This is a genomic window from Limosilactobacillus vaginalis DSM 5837 = ATCC 49540 (genome assembly GCF_000159435.1).
In the GTDB taxonomy this organism is placed as follows: Bacteria; Bacillota; Bacilli; order Lactobacillales; family Lactobacillaceae; genus Limosilactobacillus; species Limosilactobacillus vaginalis.
Genome location: NZ_GG693412.1, coordinates 80426 through 100102, shown reverse-complemented (window position 1 = coordinate 100102; position 19677 = coordinate 80426). Strand labels below are relative to the sequence as shown.

The 19677-nt window shown below is 41.4% G+C and carries 17 protein-coding genes; 15 read left to right on the top strand and 2 right to left on the bottom strand.

Translation table 11 applies throughout. The annotated features are described in order from the left end of the window. Positions 1–179: 179 nt before the first annotated feature. The 4 genes from HMPREF0549_RS00415 (at position 180) to HMPREF0549_RS00400 (ending at position 6243) form a co-directional block, all read left to right on the top strand. Complete coding sequence (locus HMPREF0549_RS00415) at positions 180–1526, top strand: SLC45 family MFS transporter (RefSeq protein ID WP_040530578.1); 1347 nt, start codon at positions 180–182, stop codon at positions 1524–1526. Positions 1527–1623: 97 nt separating this feature from the next. Beyond that, positions 1624–3876 carry a glycoside hydrolase family 65 protein gene (locus tag HMPREF0549_RS00410; RefSeq protein ID WP_003716263.1) on the top strand — a complete coding sequence of 751 codons (2253 nt, stop codon included), beginning with the start codon at positions 1624–1626 and terminating at the stop codon, positions 3874–3876. A 20-nt stretch (positions 3877–3896) separates the two neighbouring features. Further along, the gene (gene pgmB / locus HMPREF0549_RS00405; protein ID WP_003716262.1) at positions 3897–4559 is read left to right on the top strand and encodes a beta-phosphoglucomutase; all 663 of its coding nucleotides are present in this window, start codon (positions 3897–3899) and stop codon (positions 4557–4559) included. A gap of 343 nt (positions 4560–4902) precedes the next feature. Continuing rightward, complete coding sequence (locus tag HMPREF0549_RS00400) at positions 4903–6243, top strand: glutamate--cysteine ligase (protein ID WP_003716261.1); 1341 nt, start codon at positions 4903–4905, stop codon at positions 6241–6243. A gap of 63 nt (positions 6244–6306) precedes the next feature. On the opposite strand, the gene HMPREF0549_RS00395 is transcribed toward HMPREF0549_RS00400, so the two are convergent. After that, positions 6307–7026, bottom strand: coding sequence for a gamma-glutamyl-gamma-aminobutyrate hydrolase family protein (locus HMPREF0549_RS00395; protein WP_003716260.1), 720 nt, complete (start codon positions 7024–7026; stop codon positions 6307–6309). A 129-nt stretch (positions 7027–7155) separates the two neighbouring features. Here HMPREF0549_RS00395 and HMPREF0549_RS00390 point away from each other — a divergent pair, with 129 nt between their 5' ends. The 11 genes from HMPREF0549_RS00390 (at position 7156) to HMPREF0549_RS00340 (ending at position 18390) form a co-directional block, all read left to right on the top strand. Beyond that, positions 7156–8022, top strand: coding sequence for an aldo/keto reductase (locus HMPREF0549_RS00390; protein WP_003716259.1), 867 nt, complete (start codon positions 7156–7158; stop codon positions 8020–8022). A gap of 122 nt (positions 8023–8144) precedes the next feature. Next, a complete protein-coding gene (locus HMPREF0549_RS00385; protein WP_003716258.1) occupies positions 8145–9671 on the top strand; it encodes a Y-family DNA polymerase in 1527 nt (508 codons plus the stop codon). 2 nt (positions 9672–9673) lie between these two features. Continuing rightward, positions 9674–10093, top strand: coding sequence for a hypothetical protein (locus HMPREF0549_RS00380; protein WP_003716257.1), 420 nt, complete (start codon positions 9674–9676; stop codon positions 10091–10093). Between the two features lie 63 nt (positions 10094–10156). After that, the gene (locus tag HMPREF0549_RS00375) at positions 10157–11944 is read left to right on the top strand and encodes a glycerophosphoryl diester phosphodiesterase membrane domain-containing protein (RefSeq protein WP_003716256.1); all 1788 of its coding nucleotides are present in this window, start codon (positions 10157–10159) and stop codon (positions 11942–11944) included. Positions 11945–12087: 143 nt separating this feature from the next. Beyond that, the gene (locus tag HMPREF0549_RS00370) at positions 12088–12696 is read left to right on the top strand and encodes a GTP pyrophosphokinase (RefSeq protein ID WP_003716255.1); all 609 of its coding nucleotides are present in this window, start codon (positions 12088–12090) and stop codon (positions 12694–12696) included. Positions 12697–12708: 12 nt separating this feature from the next. Beyond that, positions 12709–13374 carry a response regulator transcription factor gene (locus tag HMPREF0549_RS00365; RefSeq protein WP_040530896.1) on the top strand — a complete coding sequence of 222 codons (666 nt, stop codon included), beginning with the start codon at positions 12709–12711 and terminating at the stop codon, positions 13372–13374. 6 nt (positions 13375–13380) lie between these two features. Continuing rightward, a complete protein-coding gene (locus HMPREF0549_RS00360) occupies positions 13381–14643 on the top strand; it encodes a sensor histidine kinase (protein ID WP_003716253.1) in 1263 nt (420 codons plus the stop codon). 290 nt (positions 14644–14933) lie between these two features. Then, a complete protein-coding gene (locus HMPREF0549_RS00355) occupies positions 14934–16091 on the top strand; it encodes a 2-hydroxycarboxylate transporter family protein (protein ID WP_040530571.1) in 1158 nt (385 codons plus the stop codon). A gap of 35 nt (positions 16092–16126) precedes the next feature. After that, complete coding sequence (locus HMPREF0549_RS00350) at positions 16127–17278, top strand: M20/M25/M40 family metallo-hydrolase (RefSeq protein WP_003716251.1); 1152 nt, start codon at positions 16127–16129, stop codon at positions 17276–17278. A 72-nt stretch (positions 17279–17350) separates the two neighbouring features. Continuing rightward, complete coding sequence (locus tag HMPREF0549_RS00345) at positions 17351–18007, top strand: nitroreductase (RefSeq protein ID WP_003716250.1); 657 nt, start codon at positions 17351–17353, stop codon at positions 18005–18007. A 47-nt stretch (positions 18008–18054) separates the two neighbouring features. Beyond that, entirely contained in the window at positions 18055–18390 is a 336-nt protein-coding gene (locus tag HMPREF0549_RS00340; protein WP_003716249.1) for a HigA family addiction module antitoxin, read from the top strand. Positions 18391–18659: 269 nt separating this feature from the next. Here the strand turns inward: HMPREF0549_RS00340 and HMPREF0549_RS00335 are convergent, their stop codons facing one another. Then, complete coding sequence (locus HMPREF0549_RS00335) at positions 18660–19634, bottom strand: GMP reductase (RefSeq protein WP_003716248.1); 975 nt, start codon at positions 19632–19634, stop codon at positions 18660–18662. Between the last annotated feature and the right edge of the window lie 43 nt (positions 19635–19677).

The following is a 19677-nucleotide window of genomic DNA, read 5'->3' as shown; positions in this document are numbered from 1 at the left end:
ATTAGGCTGAAATCATTGGTATTTCAGTCTTTTTGTTTTTGAATAAAGAAAACCCTTCCAAAAATTTTGTGCAAACGGTTGCGCAAAAGTGAGGAATCTGGTATATTATTAATTGTAAAACGTCATGAAGCGCTTTCATGACGAGAAGCATTAATTTTAAGATAATTAGGGGTGTAATTATGAGTCAAGAAAAGCCAGCGGGCGCAGGCTTGCCAACACTCTCCAAGAGTACGATTTGGATGATCAACTTTGGATTCTTGGGTGTTCAGACTGCCTTCACCTTGCAAAGTTCACAAATGAGTCGGATTTTCCAAACCATTGGTGCCGATCCTAACAACCTGGGATGGTTCTTTATCCTGCCACCTTTAATGGGACTTGTTGTTCAACCAATCGTCGGTTACTATTCCGACCGTACTTGGGCACCAAAGCTCGGTGGTCGGCGTCTCCCATACCTTCTTTTAGGGATGATTGTTGCTGTTATTGTTATGTTACTGTTGCCAAATTCAGGTAGTTTTGGCTTCGGGTATGGTTCACTAGCTGCACTGTGGTTTGGTGCTATTACCGTTGCCTTCCTTGATTTGTCATCTAACGTTGCAATGCAACCATTCAAGATGATGGTTGGGGACATGGTTAACGATGACCAAAAGAGTTATGCATACGGTATTCAAAGTTTCTTATCAAACACCGGTGCCGTTTTAGCCGCTATCTTCCCATTCCTGTTTACTTGGTTCGGGGTTAAGAACATTGCTCCTAAAGGGGTTGTTCCTGATTCTGTTAAGGTTGCTTTCTATGTTGGTGCTGCTTTACTGGTTGTTACTAGTCTGTTCACTGTTTTCCGGGTTCACGAATATGACCCAGCAACTTACGCTAAGTATCACGGAATTACTGAAGAAGATAACAAGGAAGGTGGAAACTGGTTCACCTTACTAAAGACTGCTCCTAAGGCATTCTGGACTGTAACCCTTGTTCAATTCTTCTGCTGGTTTGCTTTCCAATACCTCTGGACATACTCAGCAGGTGCTATTGCGAAGAACGTTTGGGATACTACCAACGCTACTTCAGCAGGTTACCAAGCCGCTGGTAACTGGTACGGTGTTTTAGCTGCCGTTCAATCAATCGCTGCTGTTGTTTGGTCATATGTTTTAGCTAAGGTTCCTAACAAGTACCACAAGCTAGGCTATGCTGGTAGTTTGCTTCTTGGTGCATTTGGATTCATTTCTGTCTTCTTTATCCACGACCAATGGACATTGATTATTTCATACATCCTTGTCGGGATTGCATGGGCCGGAATGAACACTTACCCATTAACAATTGTTACCAACGCATTGTCTGGTAAGCACATGGGTACTTACCTTGGACTCTTCAACGGTTCAATTTGTTTACCACAAATCGTTGCCTCATTGCTTAGTTTCGCATTGTTCCCACTCTTCGGTAACTCACAAGTTAACATGTTCATCCTTGGTGGAATTGTGTTAGCTCTTGGTGCCCTTTCAGTTGGTACAATTAAGGAAACCTACGCTGAATAAGGCGGATAAGCTGAATAATAAAGTAGATTAAACTAGAATAGGACTGTGACGGGAATTAGCCACAGCCCTATTGTCTAAAGAAGGAAGGAATTGAATTATGAAACAAACATTTGAAATTGCTCCGTGGCACGTTGCAACTCATAAATGGGATCCTGAAGATAAGCGTCTTCAAGAATCAATGACTAGTTTAGCTAACGAAAACTTGGGAATGCGTGGCTTCTTTGAAGAAGGATACTCAGCTGACCACATGCAAGGTGTATACCTTGGCGGTGTTTGGTTCCCAGACAAGACTCGTGTTGGTTGGTGGAAAAATGGTTATCCTAAGTACTTCGGTAAGATGATCAACGCAGTTAACTTCATGAAGTTAATTATTAAGGTTAACGGCGAACAACTTGACCTTGCTAAGCAAACACCAAAGGACTTTAAGCTTGATCTTGACATGAAGCGTGGCGTCCTCGAGCGTGAATTTATTGTTGAAATTGGCGGTACCGAAATGTACTTCAATTTTGAACGGTTCGTAAGTGCTACCCAAAAGGAATTGGTTGGCCAACGTCTTCACATTAAGAACCGTGGCACTAATGATGCTAAGGTAGAAATTACCAGCATGATTGATGCTGACGTTTACAACGAAGACGCTAACTATGATGAACAATTCTGGAATGTTCTTAACAAGTCTGCTAATGGTGAACATGCCGAATTAACTTCCATGACCAAGAAGAACGATTTTGGTACTCCACAATTCACTGTTGGAATGAAGACCACTTCCAAGACCGACCTTGATCATGTTGGTGACGGAACTGACGAAAAAGATGCTTACAACAACTTTGCCGGAACCGTTGCTGCTGGTAAGGAAGTTAACTTTGAAAAGCGGACAGTCGTTGTAACTTCACGTGACTTTGATTCTCAAGAAGCAATCGAAAAGCACCTTGATGAATTAAGTGAAAAGCTTGATGGCCAAAGCTTTGACGATCTCCTCGAATCTCATGTTCAAGAATGGGCAGATCGTTGGGTTAAGTCTGACGTTGAAATTGATGGTGACGATGGAGCACAACAAGGAATTCGGTTCAATCTTTTCCAACTCTTCTCTACTTACTACGGTAATGATTACCGTCTTAACATCAGTCCAAAAGGATTCACTGGTGAAAAGTACGGTGGTGCTACTTACTGGGATACCGAAGCTTACTGTATTCCAGTTTACCTTGGGGTAGCTAACCCTGAAGTTGCACGGAACTTGTTAATGTACCGTTACAAGCAATTAGACGGTGCCTTTGTTAACGCTAAGCAACAAGACCTCGATGGTGCATTATTCCCAATGGTTACCTTCAACGGGATTGAATGTCACAATGAATGGGAAATTACTTTTGAAGAAATCCACCGTAACGGGGACATTGCCTTTGCTATTTACCTTTACACTAAATATACTGGCGATAAGTCATACGTTCTCAACGAAGGTGCAGAAGTCTTAACTGAAATTTCTCGCTTCTGGGCAGATCGTGTTCACTACTCACAAAACAAGAACAAGTACATGCTTCACGCCGTAACTGGTCCTGATGAATACGATAACAACGTTAACAACGATTGGTACACTAACCTTCTTTGCCGTTGGACTCTTAAGTATACTCTTGAAATCTTAGACGAAGTTGACGATAAGGTTGCTAAGAAGCTTAATGTTTCCGAAGACGAAAAGCGTCGTTGGAAGGGAATCGTTGATAACATGTACCTTCCTTACGATAAGGAACGTGACATCTTCCCAGAAAATGATGGCTTCATGGACAAGGACTTAACACCAGTTTCTGAAATTCCAAGCGATCAATTACCACTTAACCAACACTGGTCATGGGACCGGATCTTACGTTCACCATACGTAAAGCAAGGGGACGTTATCCAAGGTCTTTGGGACTTCATTGATGACTTTACTAAGGAACAAAAGAAGAACAACTTTGACTTCTACGAACAATTTACGGTTCACGAATCAAGTCTTTCTGCTTCTGTTTACTCAATCATCGCTGCTGATATTGGTTACGAAGACAAGGCTGTTGAATTATATGAACGTTCAGCTCGTCTTGACCTTGATAACTACAACAACGATACTTCAGATGGGTTACACATCACTTCAATGACTGGTTCATGGCTTGATATTGTTCAAGGATTCGCTGGTATGCGTGTTCGGGATAACGAATTACACTATGCACCATTCCTTCCTAAGAAGTGGAACTCATACCAATTCCGTCAAATGTTCCGTGGTCGGATTTTGAAGGTTAAGGTTGACAAGCACGGTACTAAGATTGACTTGGTATCAGGTGACCCAATTACCATTGATCTTGACGGTAAGAAGCTTGAATTGAAGTAATTACTGGAGGAATTTCAATAATGAAGTTTGAAGATTTGAAAGGTTTTGCTTTTGACCTTGATGGTGTAATCGCTGATACTGCCCGTTTCCACGGCCAAGCATGGCACCAACTTGCTGATAAGGTTGGCACAGAATGGACTCCTGAACTTGCGGACAGTTTGAAGGGTGTTAGCCGGATGGATTCCCTAGAATTAATCTTGAAGGCTGGTGGTCATGAGAATGACTATACCCAAGAAGAAAAGGAAGCATTGGCTACCGAAAAGAATGACAACTACATTAAGTTAGTTGAAACATTGACTCCTGCAGACATTCTTCCGGGGATGAAGGACTTCCTGGACGAATTAAAGGAAAACAATTACCATATTGTTTTGGCCTCAGCTTCTAAGAACGCACCTAAAGTATTAAAGTACTTACAAATTACTGATTACTTTGAAGGAATTGTGGATCCTGCTAAGTTAACTCATGGTAAACCGGACCCAGAGATTTATAGTGAAGCAGCTAAGTTAATGAACCTTCCTGCTGATCAGGTAGCGGGCTTAGAAGATGCTCAAGCAGGAATTGAATCAATTAATCGTGCTGGTGAACTTTCTATCGGCTTCGGTTCAGAATTGAAGGATGCCGATGTTAAGTTTGCTGAAACTGGTGATGTTTCACTGGCAGCAATTAAGAAGCAAATGAACTAATGTTAACTCTCTATCAAATGAATAATTAAGAATATTAGTTCAGTTGGATAATTGGGAGGAGGATGGATGGTATTAACAGCTAAATCCATCCTTGCTAAAAGTGAATATCATTGCATAAAGGAAATGCAACGTTGAAATTCTTCGTTGTGTTTCCTTTTTTGATACTTTGATTAGATAAATTAATTGGATAACTACTTAAATTTTATTTGTACTATTACCTAAACAGCAGCCTAGTTCAGTAGTGAACTTAATATTTTTAGTATTTATGACTGAATATTGCCTTAGAGAACCATAGCATGTATATTATTAGAAAATAATGAGAAAATTCTAAGGAGGGACAGCAATGTTCAGTCAAATTGGTCAATTAATCTTTGATAATGAAGCTGTTGCAAAGACTCAGGATTTTACAATGGGGCTTGAAATTGAAATGCAACGGGTAGATGAGAATGGCAATATCAGTCAGGAGCCATATCCGTCAGCGATTGGTGATGAAAAGACCAATCCATGGATTACCAATGATTTTTTGGAAACAATGTCTGAAACGGTAACGCCGTCTGCTCAACACGCGCTTGATGCAATGCACTACTTATACGTCATTAATAATTCGTTACGTTCTGCACTAGCTCCTGGAGAATTGCTTTGGCCATTATCAATGCCGCCACGGTTGCCAAAGGATAAGCGAAAATTACGGCTTGCTAAGATGGGTCCCGAAAAAGAGGCGTATTTGAAGGAGTGGGCAAAACGTCATGGCTACTCACAAGGGACTCCCTGTGGTGCGCATATCAACTTAAGTATTGATCAGCACGTTATTGCACTAGTCCAAAAACATTTCCCGGGAAAGTTTAAAAATGAGCGGGAAGTTCGTAATTACCTTTATACGATATTAGCGCAAGGGTTTGTTCGCTATCGCTGGTTTATCACTTACCTATTTGGTGCTAGTCCAATTGCGGAAGCAAACTACTTTGAAAATGGTCAGGGACCGCAGCATCCACTCCGTAGTATTCGTCAAAGTAAGTATGGGTTTGGGACTAAGTTTACTGGTGACTTTACTAACCTTGATCGTTATATTGAGCGAATTGAAAAGGGAGTTAAGGATGGCGTCCTGACATCAGACTATGAATTCCACGGTTCAGTTCGTTTTAAGGGGAATCGCAATCTTAAGGATTTACCGAAAAATGGAATCGAATACCTTGAATTACGCATGCTCGATCTTGATCCAAGCAGTTCAGTCGGGATTCGTACCGGGACATTGCGGTTCATTCGGTTACTTGCTAGCTACTTCATCATGCACCCAGCGCTAAACGAAGAGGAAGTTAATGATATTCTTAAAAACGCTGATAAAATGAATGAGGTTGTCGCGGAAGAAGATCCACGGGAAAACTGCAAATACCAGGCAACTGCTCGGGCATTGGTGAAGAGCCTTGAACGGTATGCAAATCAAATTCAATTGGGACCGGAATATGCTGAAGTGCTCGAAGACTTGGAGGACCGAGTAGAGAATCCATTGACAACGCCAAGTGCTAAGCTATTAAACTATGTTAAAGATGGCTCGTTAACGGAATATGCGCTTCGGCGAGCAAAACGCTACCAGATTGCTGCTCAAGAATCGATCAATCCGTTTAAGGGGTTTGAAGATGGCAAAATTTATAGCTCAGATGAGTTACGAGAAGCATTACGCAGGTAGAATTAAGCTGGGAATTAACAAGAGGCAGGGAAAAACATTTTTGCTTTTTCCTGCCTCTTCTCTTTATTCTTGTGCCCGTTGAATTAAATCAGCGAAAAGTGCTTGAGAATAGTCGTAGTGTTTAAACATATTTTCTGGATGCCATTGAACGGCAAGAACACGATCGTTATCAACCGATTCAATTGCTTCAGGAATCTGATCATCAGCCCGTGCAGTTACTTTTAGACCACTTCCAATTTGATTTAGTGCTTGGTGGTGGCGAGAGTTAACGTAAGGACGAGAGCCTACTAGATTAAAGATTCGACTGTCTTGATCGACGTTAACGTGGTGGGAGGGAAAGTTCCCTGGAGCATCTTGAGAGTGTTTTAAAGTTTGTCGTGGATCTTCTGACAGGTCTTGGAAAATTGTTCCGCCAAGAGCAACGTTAATCACTTGCATTCCACGACAAATTCCCATTAATGCCTTACCAGCTTCTAGTGCAGCCTTTACTAGGACAACTTCAAACTGATCACGTTTAAAATATGTCGATCCCAGCTCTTGGTGTGGTTCCTCGCCATAAAAGGTGGGGTCAACGTCACTTCCGCCAGCAAAAATAATTCCATCAAAAAGGTTAAGGTAGTTTGGAATTAATTCGGGATCTACGCTAGGAAAAATTACCGGGAGGCCCCCTGATTTAACGATCGCTTCGATTAGTGGCCGAGGAGCATAGGCGGCATTGCGCTCGTTAATGATGTTAGTAGCCTCGGTTAGAGTGTCTGCTGGAATTGCAATTCGTGGTCGCATAGAAAACCTCCTTGAAATATTTTAATAGTATTATAATAGAATTTTAATGAAGTAGAAAGACACATTTTAAAAATTACCATAAATGAGAGAAAGACTATATAATAGTAAGTGTGAAAGAAGTGAAAAAGAATGATTGAATTAACTAACATTAACTCAAAGATGAATTTAAATAACGGGACCCAAATTCCGTGTGTCGGTTACGGGACGTTCCGGACGCCTGCTGACGTTGCTGAAAAAGCAGTTGCGGATGCAATTAAGGTTGGCTACCGTCACATTGATACGGCTGCTGTATACGGTAATGAAGAAGCGGTTGGTAAGGGAATTAAGGATTCTGGAATTGACCGGAAAGATCTCTTTGTAACCAGTAAATTGTGGAACGATAATCGAGGTTATGAATCGACAAAGAAAGCCTTTCAAGAAACTCTGGATCGCCTACAAATGGATTACCTTGACCTCTACTTAATTCATTGGCCAGCAAACCAAAAGCAATTCGGTACTGATGCAAGTAAAATTAACGCTGAAACCTGGCGAGCAATGGAAGACCTGTATAAAGAAGGCAAAATTAAGGCAATTGGTTTGAGTAACTTTATGCCTCACCATATCGTTGACTTGATGAAGACGGCAACGGTAGCTCCAGCCGTTGATCAAATTGAAGTTCACCCTGGCTGGCCACATGCAGAACAAGTAAAGTATTTGCAAGCACATAATATTCTGGTAGAGGCTTGGGCTCCACTTGGCGGACAGGGAGCTAGCGTAATGACTAACCCGACGATTCTGCAAATTGCTGATAAGTACGATAAAACGCCTGCACAGGTTAGTTTACGGTGGGTTATTCAGCAAGGAATTGTGCCGCTGCCAAAGTCAGTTCACGAAAATCGGATGATTCAAAACAAGGACATCTTTGATTTTACGTTAACTGATGACGAAATGAAGAATATTAGTCTTTTGACTAACCTCGGTGGCCAATGTGCAGATCCGGATGATGTTGATTTTTAAGATCTAAATATTTAAATGGATGATCCTAGACATATTGTCGGGATCATTTTTTTGCGTTTTTATCGACCGTTTGTTCGATTAAGATGTTATAATAAATAAAAACAGTGAAAGGAAAATAGCTGATGAATGACCGACAAAGAATCTATATGGCGATTGATCTGAAATCATTTTATGCATCGGTTGAGTGTATTGCTCATCATTTGAACCCGTTAAATGCTAACTTAGTCGTTGCAGATCGGTCACGAACTAATAAGACAATTTGTTTGGCTGTATCACCAGCTTTAAAGCAATTTGGAGTCCCTGGTCGACCGCGCTTATATGAAGTTCAACAAATCGTTGATCGGTTAAACCGGGAACGAGCAAAGAAAGCAACGTGTCACCACCTCTCTAAGCATAGTTCAATCTACCGAGGGAAGTTGTTAAAGTCGCCTAACTTACGGGTTGGCTTCCGGATCGTTCCACCACGAATGCATTTTTATATGGAAAAGAGTGCAGAAGTCTATGGAATATATCTACGGTTTATTAAACCCGAAAACATCCATACCTATTCGATCGATGAGGTGATGATGGACGTTACAGACTACCTTCATGATCATCAAGTATCGCCTCATACACTGGCAAAACAAATTATTCAACAGATTCAGTTAGAAACCGAAATTACTGCAACGGCCGGGATTGGTACAAACCTTTACTTAGCAAAAGTGGCGATGGATATTGTTGCAAAACGGATTCCTGCTGACCGAGATGGTGTCCGGATTGCTCAAATGAATGAGTACCAATATCGACGCTATCTTTGGGCACATCAGCCCCTGACAGATTTTTGGCGAATTGGTCGCGGTTATGCAAAACGATTGGAAAAATTAGGCTTGCATACCATGGGGGACATTGCCCGTTGCTCGCTCGGTAAGTTATCGGATCCGTTGAATGAAGAGATCCTTTATCGTGAATTCGGTAAGAACGCGGAACTACTCATCGATCATGCCTGGGGACATGAAACAGCAACGATTACGGATATTAAGAACTACCATTCAGAAGAACACGGGATATATTCTAGTCAAGTCCTAATGAGGCCATACAAGTATCATGAAGGGTTAGCTGCGGCTCAGGGGATGGTTGATTCAGTTGCATTGAGTATGGTCAAACGACATGTAGTTAGTGCTGATTTTGGGATTGTCATTAACTATGATCCGCAGAGCCTTCAGTATGCACCTAATTACCAGGGACCGGTAGTTGAAGACTTTTATGGTCGGAGAACGGCTAAACCCAGTCATGCACATCAAAAACTTGACCTGCCAACAGCATCCGGCTCAGAGTTAAGGCAAATTTATAAGCAACTTTACGAAAAATGCGTTAATCCTAACCTGCTAATCAGGAAGATAACGTTAATTGTTACTCACATGATTGATGAGGATATTGCAGCAAAAACACCGCACTTCAAACAGGTTAATCTTTTTGAGGATCCGCAAAGGGAGATTAAACAAGAGCGAGTAGCGGCAATTAAGCGTCAGCGTGACCAAAAGCTACAAACGACGATCCTTAAACTTCAGCAGAAACTAGGTAACAAAAATGTTGTCCTGCACTTAGCAGATTTGAAAAAGGGATCGACAACTAAAGAACGAAACGCTCAAATTGGGGGTCATCAAGCATAGCAATGGATGAAAAAGAAATCATTGAGCAGAAATTATTTACCGATACTTCTCGGTATAACGACATCATGAAGCGTCCTTATCAACATTCAAAGGGGCATTTGCCAATGCCACAATCAGATCGCGCGGGTCAATTTTCACCTTTTGCAGCATTGACGGGATTTAATAATTTAATTCACCAAAAGGCAGTAATATATTCTCATAAAAAGTATCTTCCGGCTAAAGTAGAAGCACACCTGCTTAATGTCCTTCAGTCCTTAGCAGGAACGAAGCAAACGGTTGTGATTAACTACTTTAATGATGACGTCGGCTACTATGAAGAGTTCCGTGATCAGGTATCGGTAGTTAAGCCCGAGCGCGGGAGAGTCTTCTTTAATCATCATTCAGCCATTGCGCTTGCCAATATTAAGCAGGTTCGTCAATGATGAGTGCTGTATAATGGTAAGGACATAAAAGACACTGAATGAATAGTTGAAGAGGGAGTAGTTTTGAAAGTAATTTGGCGTAACCTTTGCCAGTATTCAAAGAATTTTTGGCAACATTGGATATCTTTTATCATTTTATTTGTGGGGATGGATCTTGCTAACCAGCTGATCTTTATCCCGCTTTTTCGGTTAGCAACGACCTATATTTTGCAAGCGGGCGGAATCCCATTTATTTCTTACCAAAACATTGGAATACTAGTAACACAACACACAATGGTAGTGATTGGGCTATTAATCGAACTAGTGCTCCTGCTTCTTGTGATTTATTGGCAGTTTGCGTTCCTTCTATTGGGACTGCGGTTGATTCTGGGTAACCAGGCTAGTTTCAAACGACTGATGAAAGAATCGTGGATAGCGATACAGAATATTCGTCCTGGCTCGTTACCACTAATGCTTCTTTACTTTATTCTCGTTCTGCCTTTTGTGGATCTGGTATTTCGGACGCCATTACTTTCGAAGGTTCAAATTCCTGAGTTTATTTTCGACTTTATGACGCGGAACAATATGCTGTTAGCTGGCTTGATTGTTTTCTACGTTATCATTACAATTCTTGGGATTCGGCTGATTCTCACTTTGCCCTTAATGATTTATCAACGTCGCCGTACTCGTGATGCTCTAGTTAGAAGCTGGCAGCTCACACGGAAATTAGAGTGGTGGCAATATGTTAAACGTTTAATTGTACTTGTGGTAGTAACCACAATAAGTCTAGGCTTATTTTACCTATTAATTTTTGGTTTACAGACGCTAATGGATTTATTTCCCGGGAAATTTGCTTTTGTAATGGCAATTTTTAATTTGACATTAGTGCAGGTTATTAGTGAATTGCTAACAATTTGGACGGGGACCATTGCCTTACAGATAGTGATTTCTTTACTCGATGATTTTTCAACAAGTGATGAACAGGTAAGAAAGAGTAGTTGGCATGGTTGGACTGCAATTGCCTTGCTAGCAGTCTTTGCCGGTAGTTTAGCGGTAGTTAATAATTATTACTACCTCAAAGGTTCTGGGTTGACGCGGCCGGTCACAATTTCTCATCGCGGGGTTGCGGAAGAAAATGGGGTTCAAAATACCATTCCTGCAATGAAGAAGACTCACCGTTTACACCCAACCTATGTTGAGATGGATATTCATGAGACAAAGGATCATAAATTTGTGGTTCTCCATGATGAAAACCTAAAGAAATTAGCCGGGGTTAACAAGACGCCACATGAATTAACACTAGCCCAACTGACTCGTTTAACTGCTCACGAGAACGGTCACCATGCTAAAATCGCTAGCTTTGATCAGTACCTCAATGCAGCGGAAAAGCTTCACCAAAAATTGTTGATTGAGGTGAAGACCACGCCTACAGATTCTAAGGGGATGCTTAAACGGTTTAATCGTCAGTACGGAAAACGAATTATTAAGGATCATGACTTAGTCCATTCACTCGATTATCACGCTGTTGCGAGATTGAAACAGTTGAATCCGAAGTTAAAGGTGCTTTATATCCAACCGTACAACTTTTCTTATCCAAAGAGCGTTGCCGATGGGTACTCAATGGAATATTCCACGTTAAACTTTGAATTTATTCAGCAAGCCCACCGTCAAAAAGATGTGGTATATTCTTGGACTGTTAATGATAGTAATGTTATGAAGCAGATGATGTATAACCATGTTGACGGGATTATTACCGATAATTTAGGCGAACTAAACTCGACCATTAAAGACTATATGGGTTCAAAGAGCTATGCTAATCGAATCCTCAACTTTATTTTAGCCGTTCCTACAAGTGGTGGGCTAGAACCATGATGATAAAGAATTAATTGCAAGGGATCCAAACTTGAAGGATCCCTTGCTTTTTTATATTTATATTAAGGATCCCTTATTGTTAAAGGGTTTACGGAAAGCTTGTTATAATAAAAAGAGTTAAAAGATGACAAGGAGTGTTGATCATGTCGATCTATGGCCCTTATGAAGGAACGTTAGATAATATTCTTCTTGATGTTGAAAAGCGGATTCGCCAATTAAACCAACAAGAAGTTGCTAGTCAACAGCCAAAATTATATGAACACTTAATTGGCCGGGTAAAGACACCAGCCAGCATGGAAGAAAAGTGTCAAAGAAAAAATTATCCGCTAACGGCTGAATCAGCATTACGAAAGTGCAAAGATGCTGTAGGAATTCGGATTGTTTGTAATTTTATTAGTGATATTGAGCGGTGTCTGACGATTTTACGTAATAGTGATTGGTGTTCAGTCGTTAAAGAAAAAGATTACATTACGAATGCTAAGCCGAATGGTTACCGAAGCTATCATTTAATCTTAGACGTAACCGAAAACTACCAAGATATTGATGGGCAGAATCCAGGTCACTTTTATGTCGAAATCCAGTTGCGGACAATTGCAATGGATTCATGGGCCAGTTTGGAACATGAAATCAAATATAAGCATAAGATAAAAAATCCAGAACGAATCGGTAAGGAATTAAAGCGATGTGCAGATCAGCTTGCCTCGTGTGATATTCAAATGGAAACCATTCGTCAGTTAATTCGGGAAGATTAGGTGGTAATTAAGATGAGAATTTTACTTGCTGAAGACGAAGAACAACTAGCGCGAGTTTTGAAAATGGCAATGGAACAAAGCGGTTATCAAGTTGATGCCGTTGAAAATGGTCAGGCTGCAGTTGAACTTTCGCAAAAGAATGCCTACGATGCGATAATCTTAGATATTATGATGCCAATAAAAAATGGGATCGAGGCTTTAAAAGAGATTCGGGCGCGCGGTGATCGGACCTATATCATGATGTTAACTGCAATGGCTGAAGAAGACGACCGAGTTAATGGATTAGACTCGGGAGCCGATGACTACCTAACGAAGCCATTTTCGCTTAAGGAATTACTTGCACGGTTGCGCTCGTTAGAACGGCGGGCGAAGGATTATGGTGATGGCGATCTTGAGTTTGCTGATTTGCACTTGGATAGTGATGAGCAGGTCCTTGAAAGCAGTAATTCAATCAGCCTTTCTCGTGAAGAAACCCAAATGTTAGGGTACTTTATCCTCAATGCAGGCAAGAAACTAACTGCTGATGACTTGCTTAACCACGTTTGGAGTGCTGATGATGAAGCCGATGCTGAAGATGTTTGGATAAATATTTGTTACTTAAGGCAAAAATTTCAGTCAATTCAATCTACGGTAAAAATTATTGGTGAAAAGGGTGGGCCATATAGTTTGGAGGGATAAGGAACAATGATCCGGCATTTTCGAAAACAATTTATTATCTTTTCAACGTGTGCATTATTACTAGTAATTGTCACAATCGTTGGTAGTATCAGTTCGATTACTTATTTCCGGGCCCATCAGGAAGTAAATTCGGTTTTGCAAATTTTGAGTAATAATGAGGGAGAGATGCCGGCGAGGACGGTTTCTAGCCAACCACAGCTATTTTCGCAGAGTCAATTTACCAAAGAAAGCTTGTATCAGTACCGCTATTTCAGCGCAACTTTTAATAAGAAAAATAAGCAGATGCAGATTGAGGACAGCCACATCTTATCTGTTTCACCAGCAGAAATTCAAAAATTAACGCAACGGGTATTGAAGCGCCACCGAACACAGGGAAGGATCTTTTATCATCAGACCTTTTATGCTTACCGAGTGAAAAACAATAGTAAGCGGACTAACGTTGTTTTCCTGGATGAAAGCCTAATGTTAGCCAAAGCGCGGGAAGTTACATACTTAGGAGTCTTTCTAGGAATAATTAGTTTGCTGCTCTACACAATCGTGCTTATTCTGTTTTCTAATGCCGCAATCCGCCCAATAATTCAAGCGGAAAAACGCCAAAAAGAGTTTATTACCAATGCAGGACATGAACTAAAGACGCCACTAAGCGTTATTTCAGCTAATAATGAAATGCAAGAGTTGCTGAATGGGGAAAATGACCTCACAAAGAGTACAAAAGAGCAGGTTGGGCGATTAACTAAGCTGATTAATTATTTTGTTTCTCTGGCCCGTCTCCAAGAACGGCCACAAATGACGCTTTCCGTGATTGATGCGAGTCAAATCACTAACCGGGTTGCTGATAATTTTAAGAACGTTATTCTTCAGGATGGCAAGCATTTTAAGAAGTCGGTAACCTCAGGCCTTAAAGTAAGGGCAGATGAGAATTACTTCTATGAATTAATCAGCATCCTACTTGATAATGCTAATAAATACTGTGATCCGCATGGCGATGTTTTCCTTAATTTAAGACTAGGTAAACGAAAAAAGAACGTGATCCTTTCTGTTACTAACTCATTCGCGGCTGGCAAGGATGCTGACTACCAACGATTCTTTGAACGGTTTTACCGTGAAGATAAAGCCCGAACGGTTAGTGAGAAAAAATCAGGTTATGGGATTGGCCTATCAATGGCCCAGAGTATTGTTAAAAGCTTTGGTGGCCAGATTAAGGCGAGCTATTCCAATGGTAAGATTTCGTTTATCATCACAATTAAAAGACAAATTAAAAATAAGTGATTGACATCTGGGAAAATCAGTGTAATATTCTAATCAAGATTTAATGAAAGGAGCCAGAATAATGAAAACACGTTATCAAAATAGTTGGCAAGCATGGTACACTTTTGATCGTATTTAGTGTTTTCACACGGGTACGGTCATTTTGAGATTTCTCAAAGCGTACCTGTGTTGGCTCGATAAATTATTAAAGACCACACAGTTCAGTACTGCGTGGTCTTTTTTGGATCTTCCAAACCATTTACGCTTCGAGATCGGTTTTTGAACAGTAAATGATATTGGAGGATTTTTTTATGTCTGGAGTAATTTCTTTAACAATCCTGCTAGTGATTTATGCTGCTAGCGAATATGTTTCCCGAAAAACTAACGGAATTATTGATACGGTACTAACAATTTCAGTTTTAGCGTTAATCGGCTTCTGGACCGGAATCTTGCCGAAAAATCTTTTCTCAAATAGTGGGGTTGAAGAATTCGGGATGGCAATTGTTGGATTGATGCTAACGTCGCTTGGAACCACCATTAATCTTACTGAACTAAAGCGTCAATGGAAGGTAGTTGTGATTGCGATTCTTGGTGCAATCGGTTCATGCGTTTTAATTGTTGCCGTTGCCTTATTAGTAAAGCAGAAGAACTTTGGTGTTGTCGGTGCCCCAATTTTTGCTGGCGGAAATGCCGCGACGTTGGTCTTACTGAATGCTATGCGGGCAAAGAATATGCAGATGCTGTCCACCTACGCCCTAGCAGTGCTAACGTTCCAAAACATAATTGGAATTCCAATTGCTACTTATGCAATGCGGCGGGAAGCTCACCGACTTCTCCAAGACGGTAAATCAGAGCTTCAGGAAAAGCAGACTGAAATGACTCCGCACCGTCGACCATTACAATTATCAGCACTTTTTGATACACCAATTATCAATCTTGCTAAGCTGGGTCTCGTTGCCTCGTTAAGCTACGGGGTTAGTCTCCTGATTCACGGTACGATTAATTACCTGGTCCTGTGCTTTATCTTAGGGATTATCTTCAATCAATTAGGTTTTCTTAATGACCACATCATGGATAAAACGGCTTCTAGTGGGATGATTACATTCTTGGTAACCATCGTGATCTTAGCAAGCCTTGCGAATACAACGCCACAAACTGTAATGTCTGTTTTACTCCCATTATTGGTTTGCCTGATTGTGGGAACAATTGGGGTAGTAATAACTTCTTTCTTTACCGCAAAGCTCTTCAATGTTTCACGTGAAATGGCAGTTGCGTTGGGGATGACATGTACTTTTGGCTTTCCCACTACAATGATTTTGTCTCAGGAAATAGCAGCAAGTACTGGTCAAACAGAGACAGAACAAGCGGCATTAGAAAATTATTTCTTACCAAAAATGATTACTGCTGGATTGGTCACCGTTACCTTAGTGTCGGTTTTCTTTGCTGGCTTTGCAATTAATTATTTATAAGAATTAAGACGATTAATTGAGCGGAGGAGATAACAATGAATCAAATTACAGACTACTTACAAAAACAATTTTCGGCAATGGTTGAGTTAACAGAGGAAATCATCAATGTCGATAGCCCGTCTAATGACATTGCTGGTATTCAAAAGGTAGCGGATATTCTTAGCGCAAAAATGCGCGAAATCGGAATGCAAACTCGTCAACGAGATAGTGGAAAGCAGGGGATGGCCCTAATTGGCGAGCTACCAGGAGAAGAAGGCCTTCAACCAGTGATTCTGCTTGGTCACATGGATACCGTTTTTCCAAAGGGAACTGTCGAACAACGGCCATTTAAGCTTGAGAAGGATCGAATGACGGGACCAGGGATCTTTGATATGAAGCCTGGATTGGTGATTGGCCTATTTGCAATTCAGGCTCTGGTAAAACTGAAGTTGAATCGGCGCCCGGTTAAAATGATTGTCGTGAGTGACGAGGAAAAGCTTCATATGGATTCAAATACGTATAACATTATTGCGAAAGAGTGCCAAGGTGGTGCCTATGGTTTTAACCTTGAAGGGACAAAGGACGATCCAAGTCATGTTGGAACCCATAACCGTGGCGGGATGATCGTTGATGTTACTGTTCATGGCCGAGCTGCCCATTCAGGAGCGGAACCGGAAAAGGGACGGAGCGCGATTATTGAATTGGCCCACCAAATCATTAAATTAAGCGCACTCAGTGATTTGCAAGCGGGTGTCCATGTGAATTGTGGAGTGATTAATGGGGGAACTAGTGAGAATATTATTCCGGATCGGGCAACGACTAGCCTCGGTGTTCGGTTTAAGACGAACCAGCAACGGGATCAATTATTGGAGCGGATTAAATCAATCGCTGCTACGCCAACCGTTTCAGATACGACAACTACAGTGAAAGTGCGGACGAAGATCGATAGTATGGAGGACACGCCAGCAGTTAATAAGCTTTTTGCTGAGTTAAATCAGGTTGCCCAACAGGTTGGTTATGGTAAGCTCCGAGCTGTTGGTGGCGGTGGAGCATCCGATGCGGGAATTATGGTTGCCCGGAATGTACCGACAATTGATGCTTTAGGGGTTGTCGGGGATGACGCCCATAGCGAAAAAGAACATGCTAGTGCGAAGTCGTTGTTAACGAGATCATCATTGATTGCTAACTTTATTGCTCAAAAAGGCTAGTGCTGGTTCCGTTAGTTAATAAAAATAGGTTAAACTGTAACTAACGAATAAGGTAATCAGGGAGCGATCAGAATGAATTTAACGGAAGCAATTAATTCTCGTCATTCAGTTCGGCAGTTTACTGATCAACCTGTTGAACAGGATCTCATTAAGAAAGTTGTGAAACTAGCACAGCGGGCCCCATCGTGGGTTAATTCGCAACCGTGGCAAGTTTACTGTGCAATGGGCAAATCGTTGGCGCAAATTAAGACGGCATATCATGAGAAAGATCTAGCAGGAAATCACGGACATCCCGATTTGACAGTGATGTCACGGGAAGACTGGAGCGATAAAACGCAGGCTAATATGAAGCAGTGGCGCCATGGCATTGTTCATCATTTTCCAACGTTTGACGAGGCTCACCAACAAATGACCGAAGCTAGTCAGACTCTCTACAATTCTCCGGTAATCCTCTATATTACGATTCCAAAGGCTTCACCGGATTGGTCGATTCTGGACGCGGGAGCTTTTGGCCAAACACTAATGTTAGCGGCAACTGATCTAGGCCTGGGATCAATTCCAACCTATAATAGTGTTCGTTTTCCCGATATTTTGCACCGGATCCTGGATGTTCCTGACGACGAGCGCTTTATTGAAGGGATTTCACTGGGCTACGAGAAAAAAGCGAAGATTAATTCTTACCGGTCCGAGCGCCGTCCTTTGGGTGAGGTTTTGCATTTTAGTGATTAGAAATAAATGATAAAGTACTCTACTGAGCATTAAGGAGCTGATGAATAATGTTGCATCGTGAAAATAGAATAAAACAGTATCATACTAGCTCAGCTGCTGATCTACTCAAGGAAGTAATGGGCTACTATGGAATTACGCAGTCTGATTTAGCAAAACGGATTGGAGTAAGTCAGAAAAATATTTCAGATATTCTTAATCGAAAACGATATTTAACAGAGATCTTAGCTCTTCGTATTGAAAAAGTTATGGGGATTCCTAGTAAATTACTACTATCTTTAGACTCTAATTATAAGCTTCAGCTAGCTGAACAAGAATCTAAGCTTAATAAAGAAAAAGGAGATTCACCATTATTTCTTCAACGGTACAGTTGGGTAACCGTATAGCAAAAAAGAGATCGTGAAAAATCAGCTGATTCTTCACGATCTCTTTTGACTTTTATTAGAAGTTAGTGGTGTTCTTACTGCGATATGGCTGAGATCTGCTCACAGGGAAGCTCCTATAGACAACATAGTCAAGATCTGCTCGCCAGGAGCTTGCTAGAGTTAGCAACCTCCTTCCTAGGCGTAAGACACCTTCGTCAGGAGAAATTGCTAACTTTCCGCAAGCTCTTTGCTGGCTCGCACTCTGGCTTTAACGGCTTCGCACTCTGACTTTAATAATCCCCATTCATGATAGAGTTTTTGACGATTACGTAATCGACGCGGCGGATTGATTCAAGATCACGACCACCAGCGTATGAAATTGATGATTGAAGATCCTCTTGCATTTCGCGAAGAGTATCTTTGATTGAACCACGGTAAGGAACGAGCATTTGTTTACCTTCAACGTTCCGGTAAGCGCCTTTTTGAACTTCAGAAGCAGAGCCCCAATATTGCTTATAGCGCTTGCCATCAATTGTGATCACGTGACCTGGAGATTCAAGGTGACCAGCAAGCATTGAACCGATCATTACCATCGAAGCACCGAAGCGCACGGACTTAGCAATATCACCATTATGACGAATACCACCGTCAGCAATGATTGGCTTACGAGCAGCCTTAGCACAGAGGCGGATTGCAGCGAGCTGCCAGCCACCAGTACCAAAACCGGTCTTTAGCTTAGTGATGCAGGCTTTACCAGGGCCAACACCAACTTTAGTAGCATCCGCCCCAGCATTTTCTAAGTCACGAACTGCTTCGGGGGTTGCGACATTTCCAGCGACTACGAATGCGTCGGGAAGGTTTTTCTTGATGTATTGGATCATTTTAATAACAAAATCGGAATGACCATGGGCAACATCAATTGTAATGTATTCTGGATCTAAATGTTCGGCTTTTAGTTGATCGATAAAGTCGTATTCAGAATCCTTAATTCCAACAGAAATGGAAGCAAAGAGGCCGCGCTCATGCATCCGTTTAACGAACCCGGCACGCTTCTCGGGTTCAAACCGGTGCATCACATAGAAGTAATCATTTTGGGCGAGCCAAACAGCAAGGTCTTCGTTGATCACGCTTTCCATGTTTGCCGGTACAACAGGGATCTTGAATGTTTTTGGTCCAAATTTAATGCTGGTATCAGCCTCTTTTCGGCTTTTAATAATGCACTTGTTTGGGATTAGTTGGATGTCATCGTAATCGAATGTTTGCACGAGAACAGCTCCTTTACTTTCTTAAAAATTCCGTATGCTATTA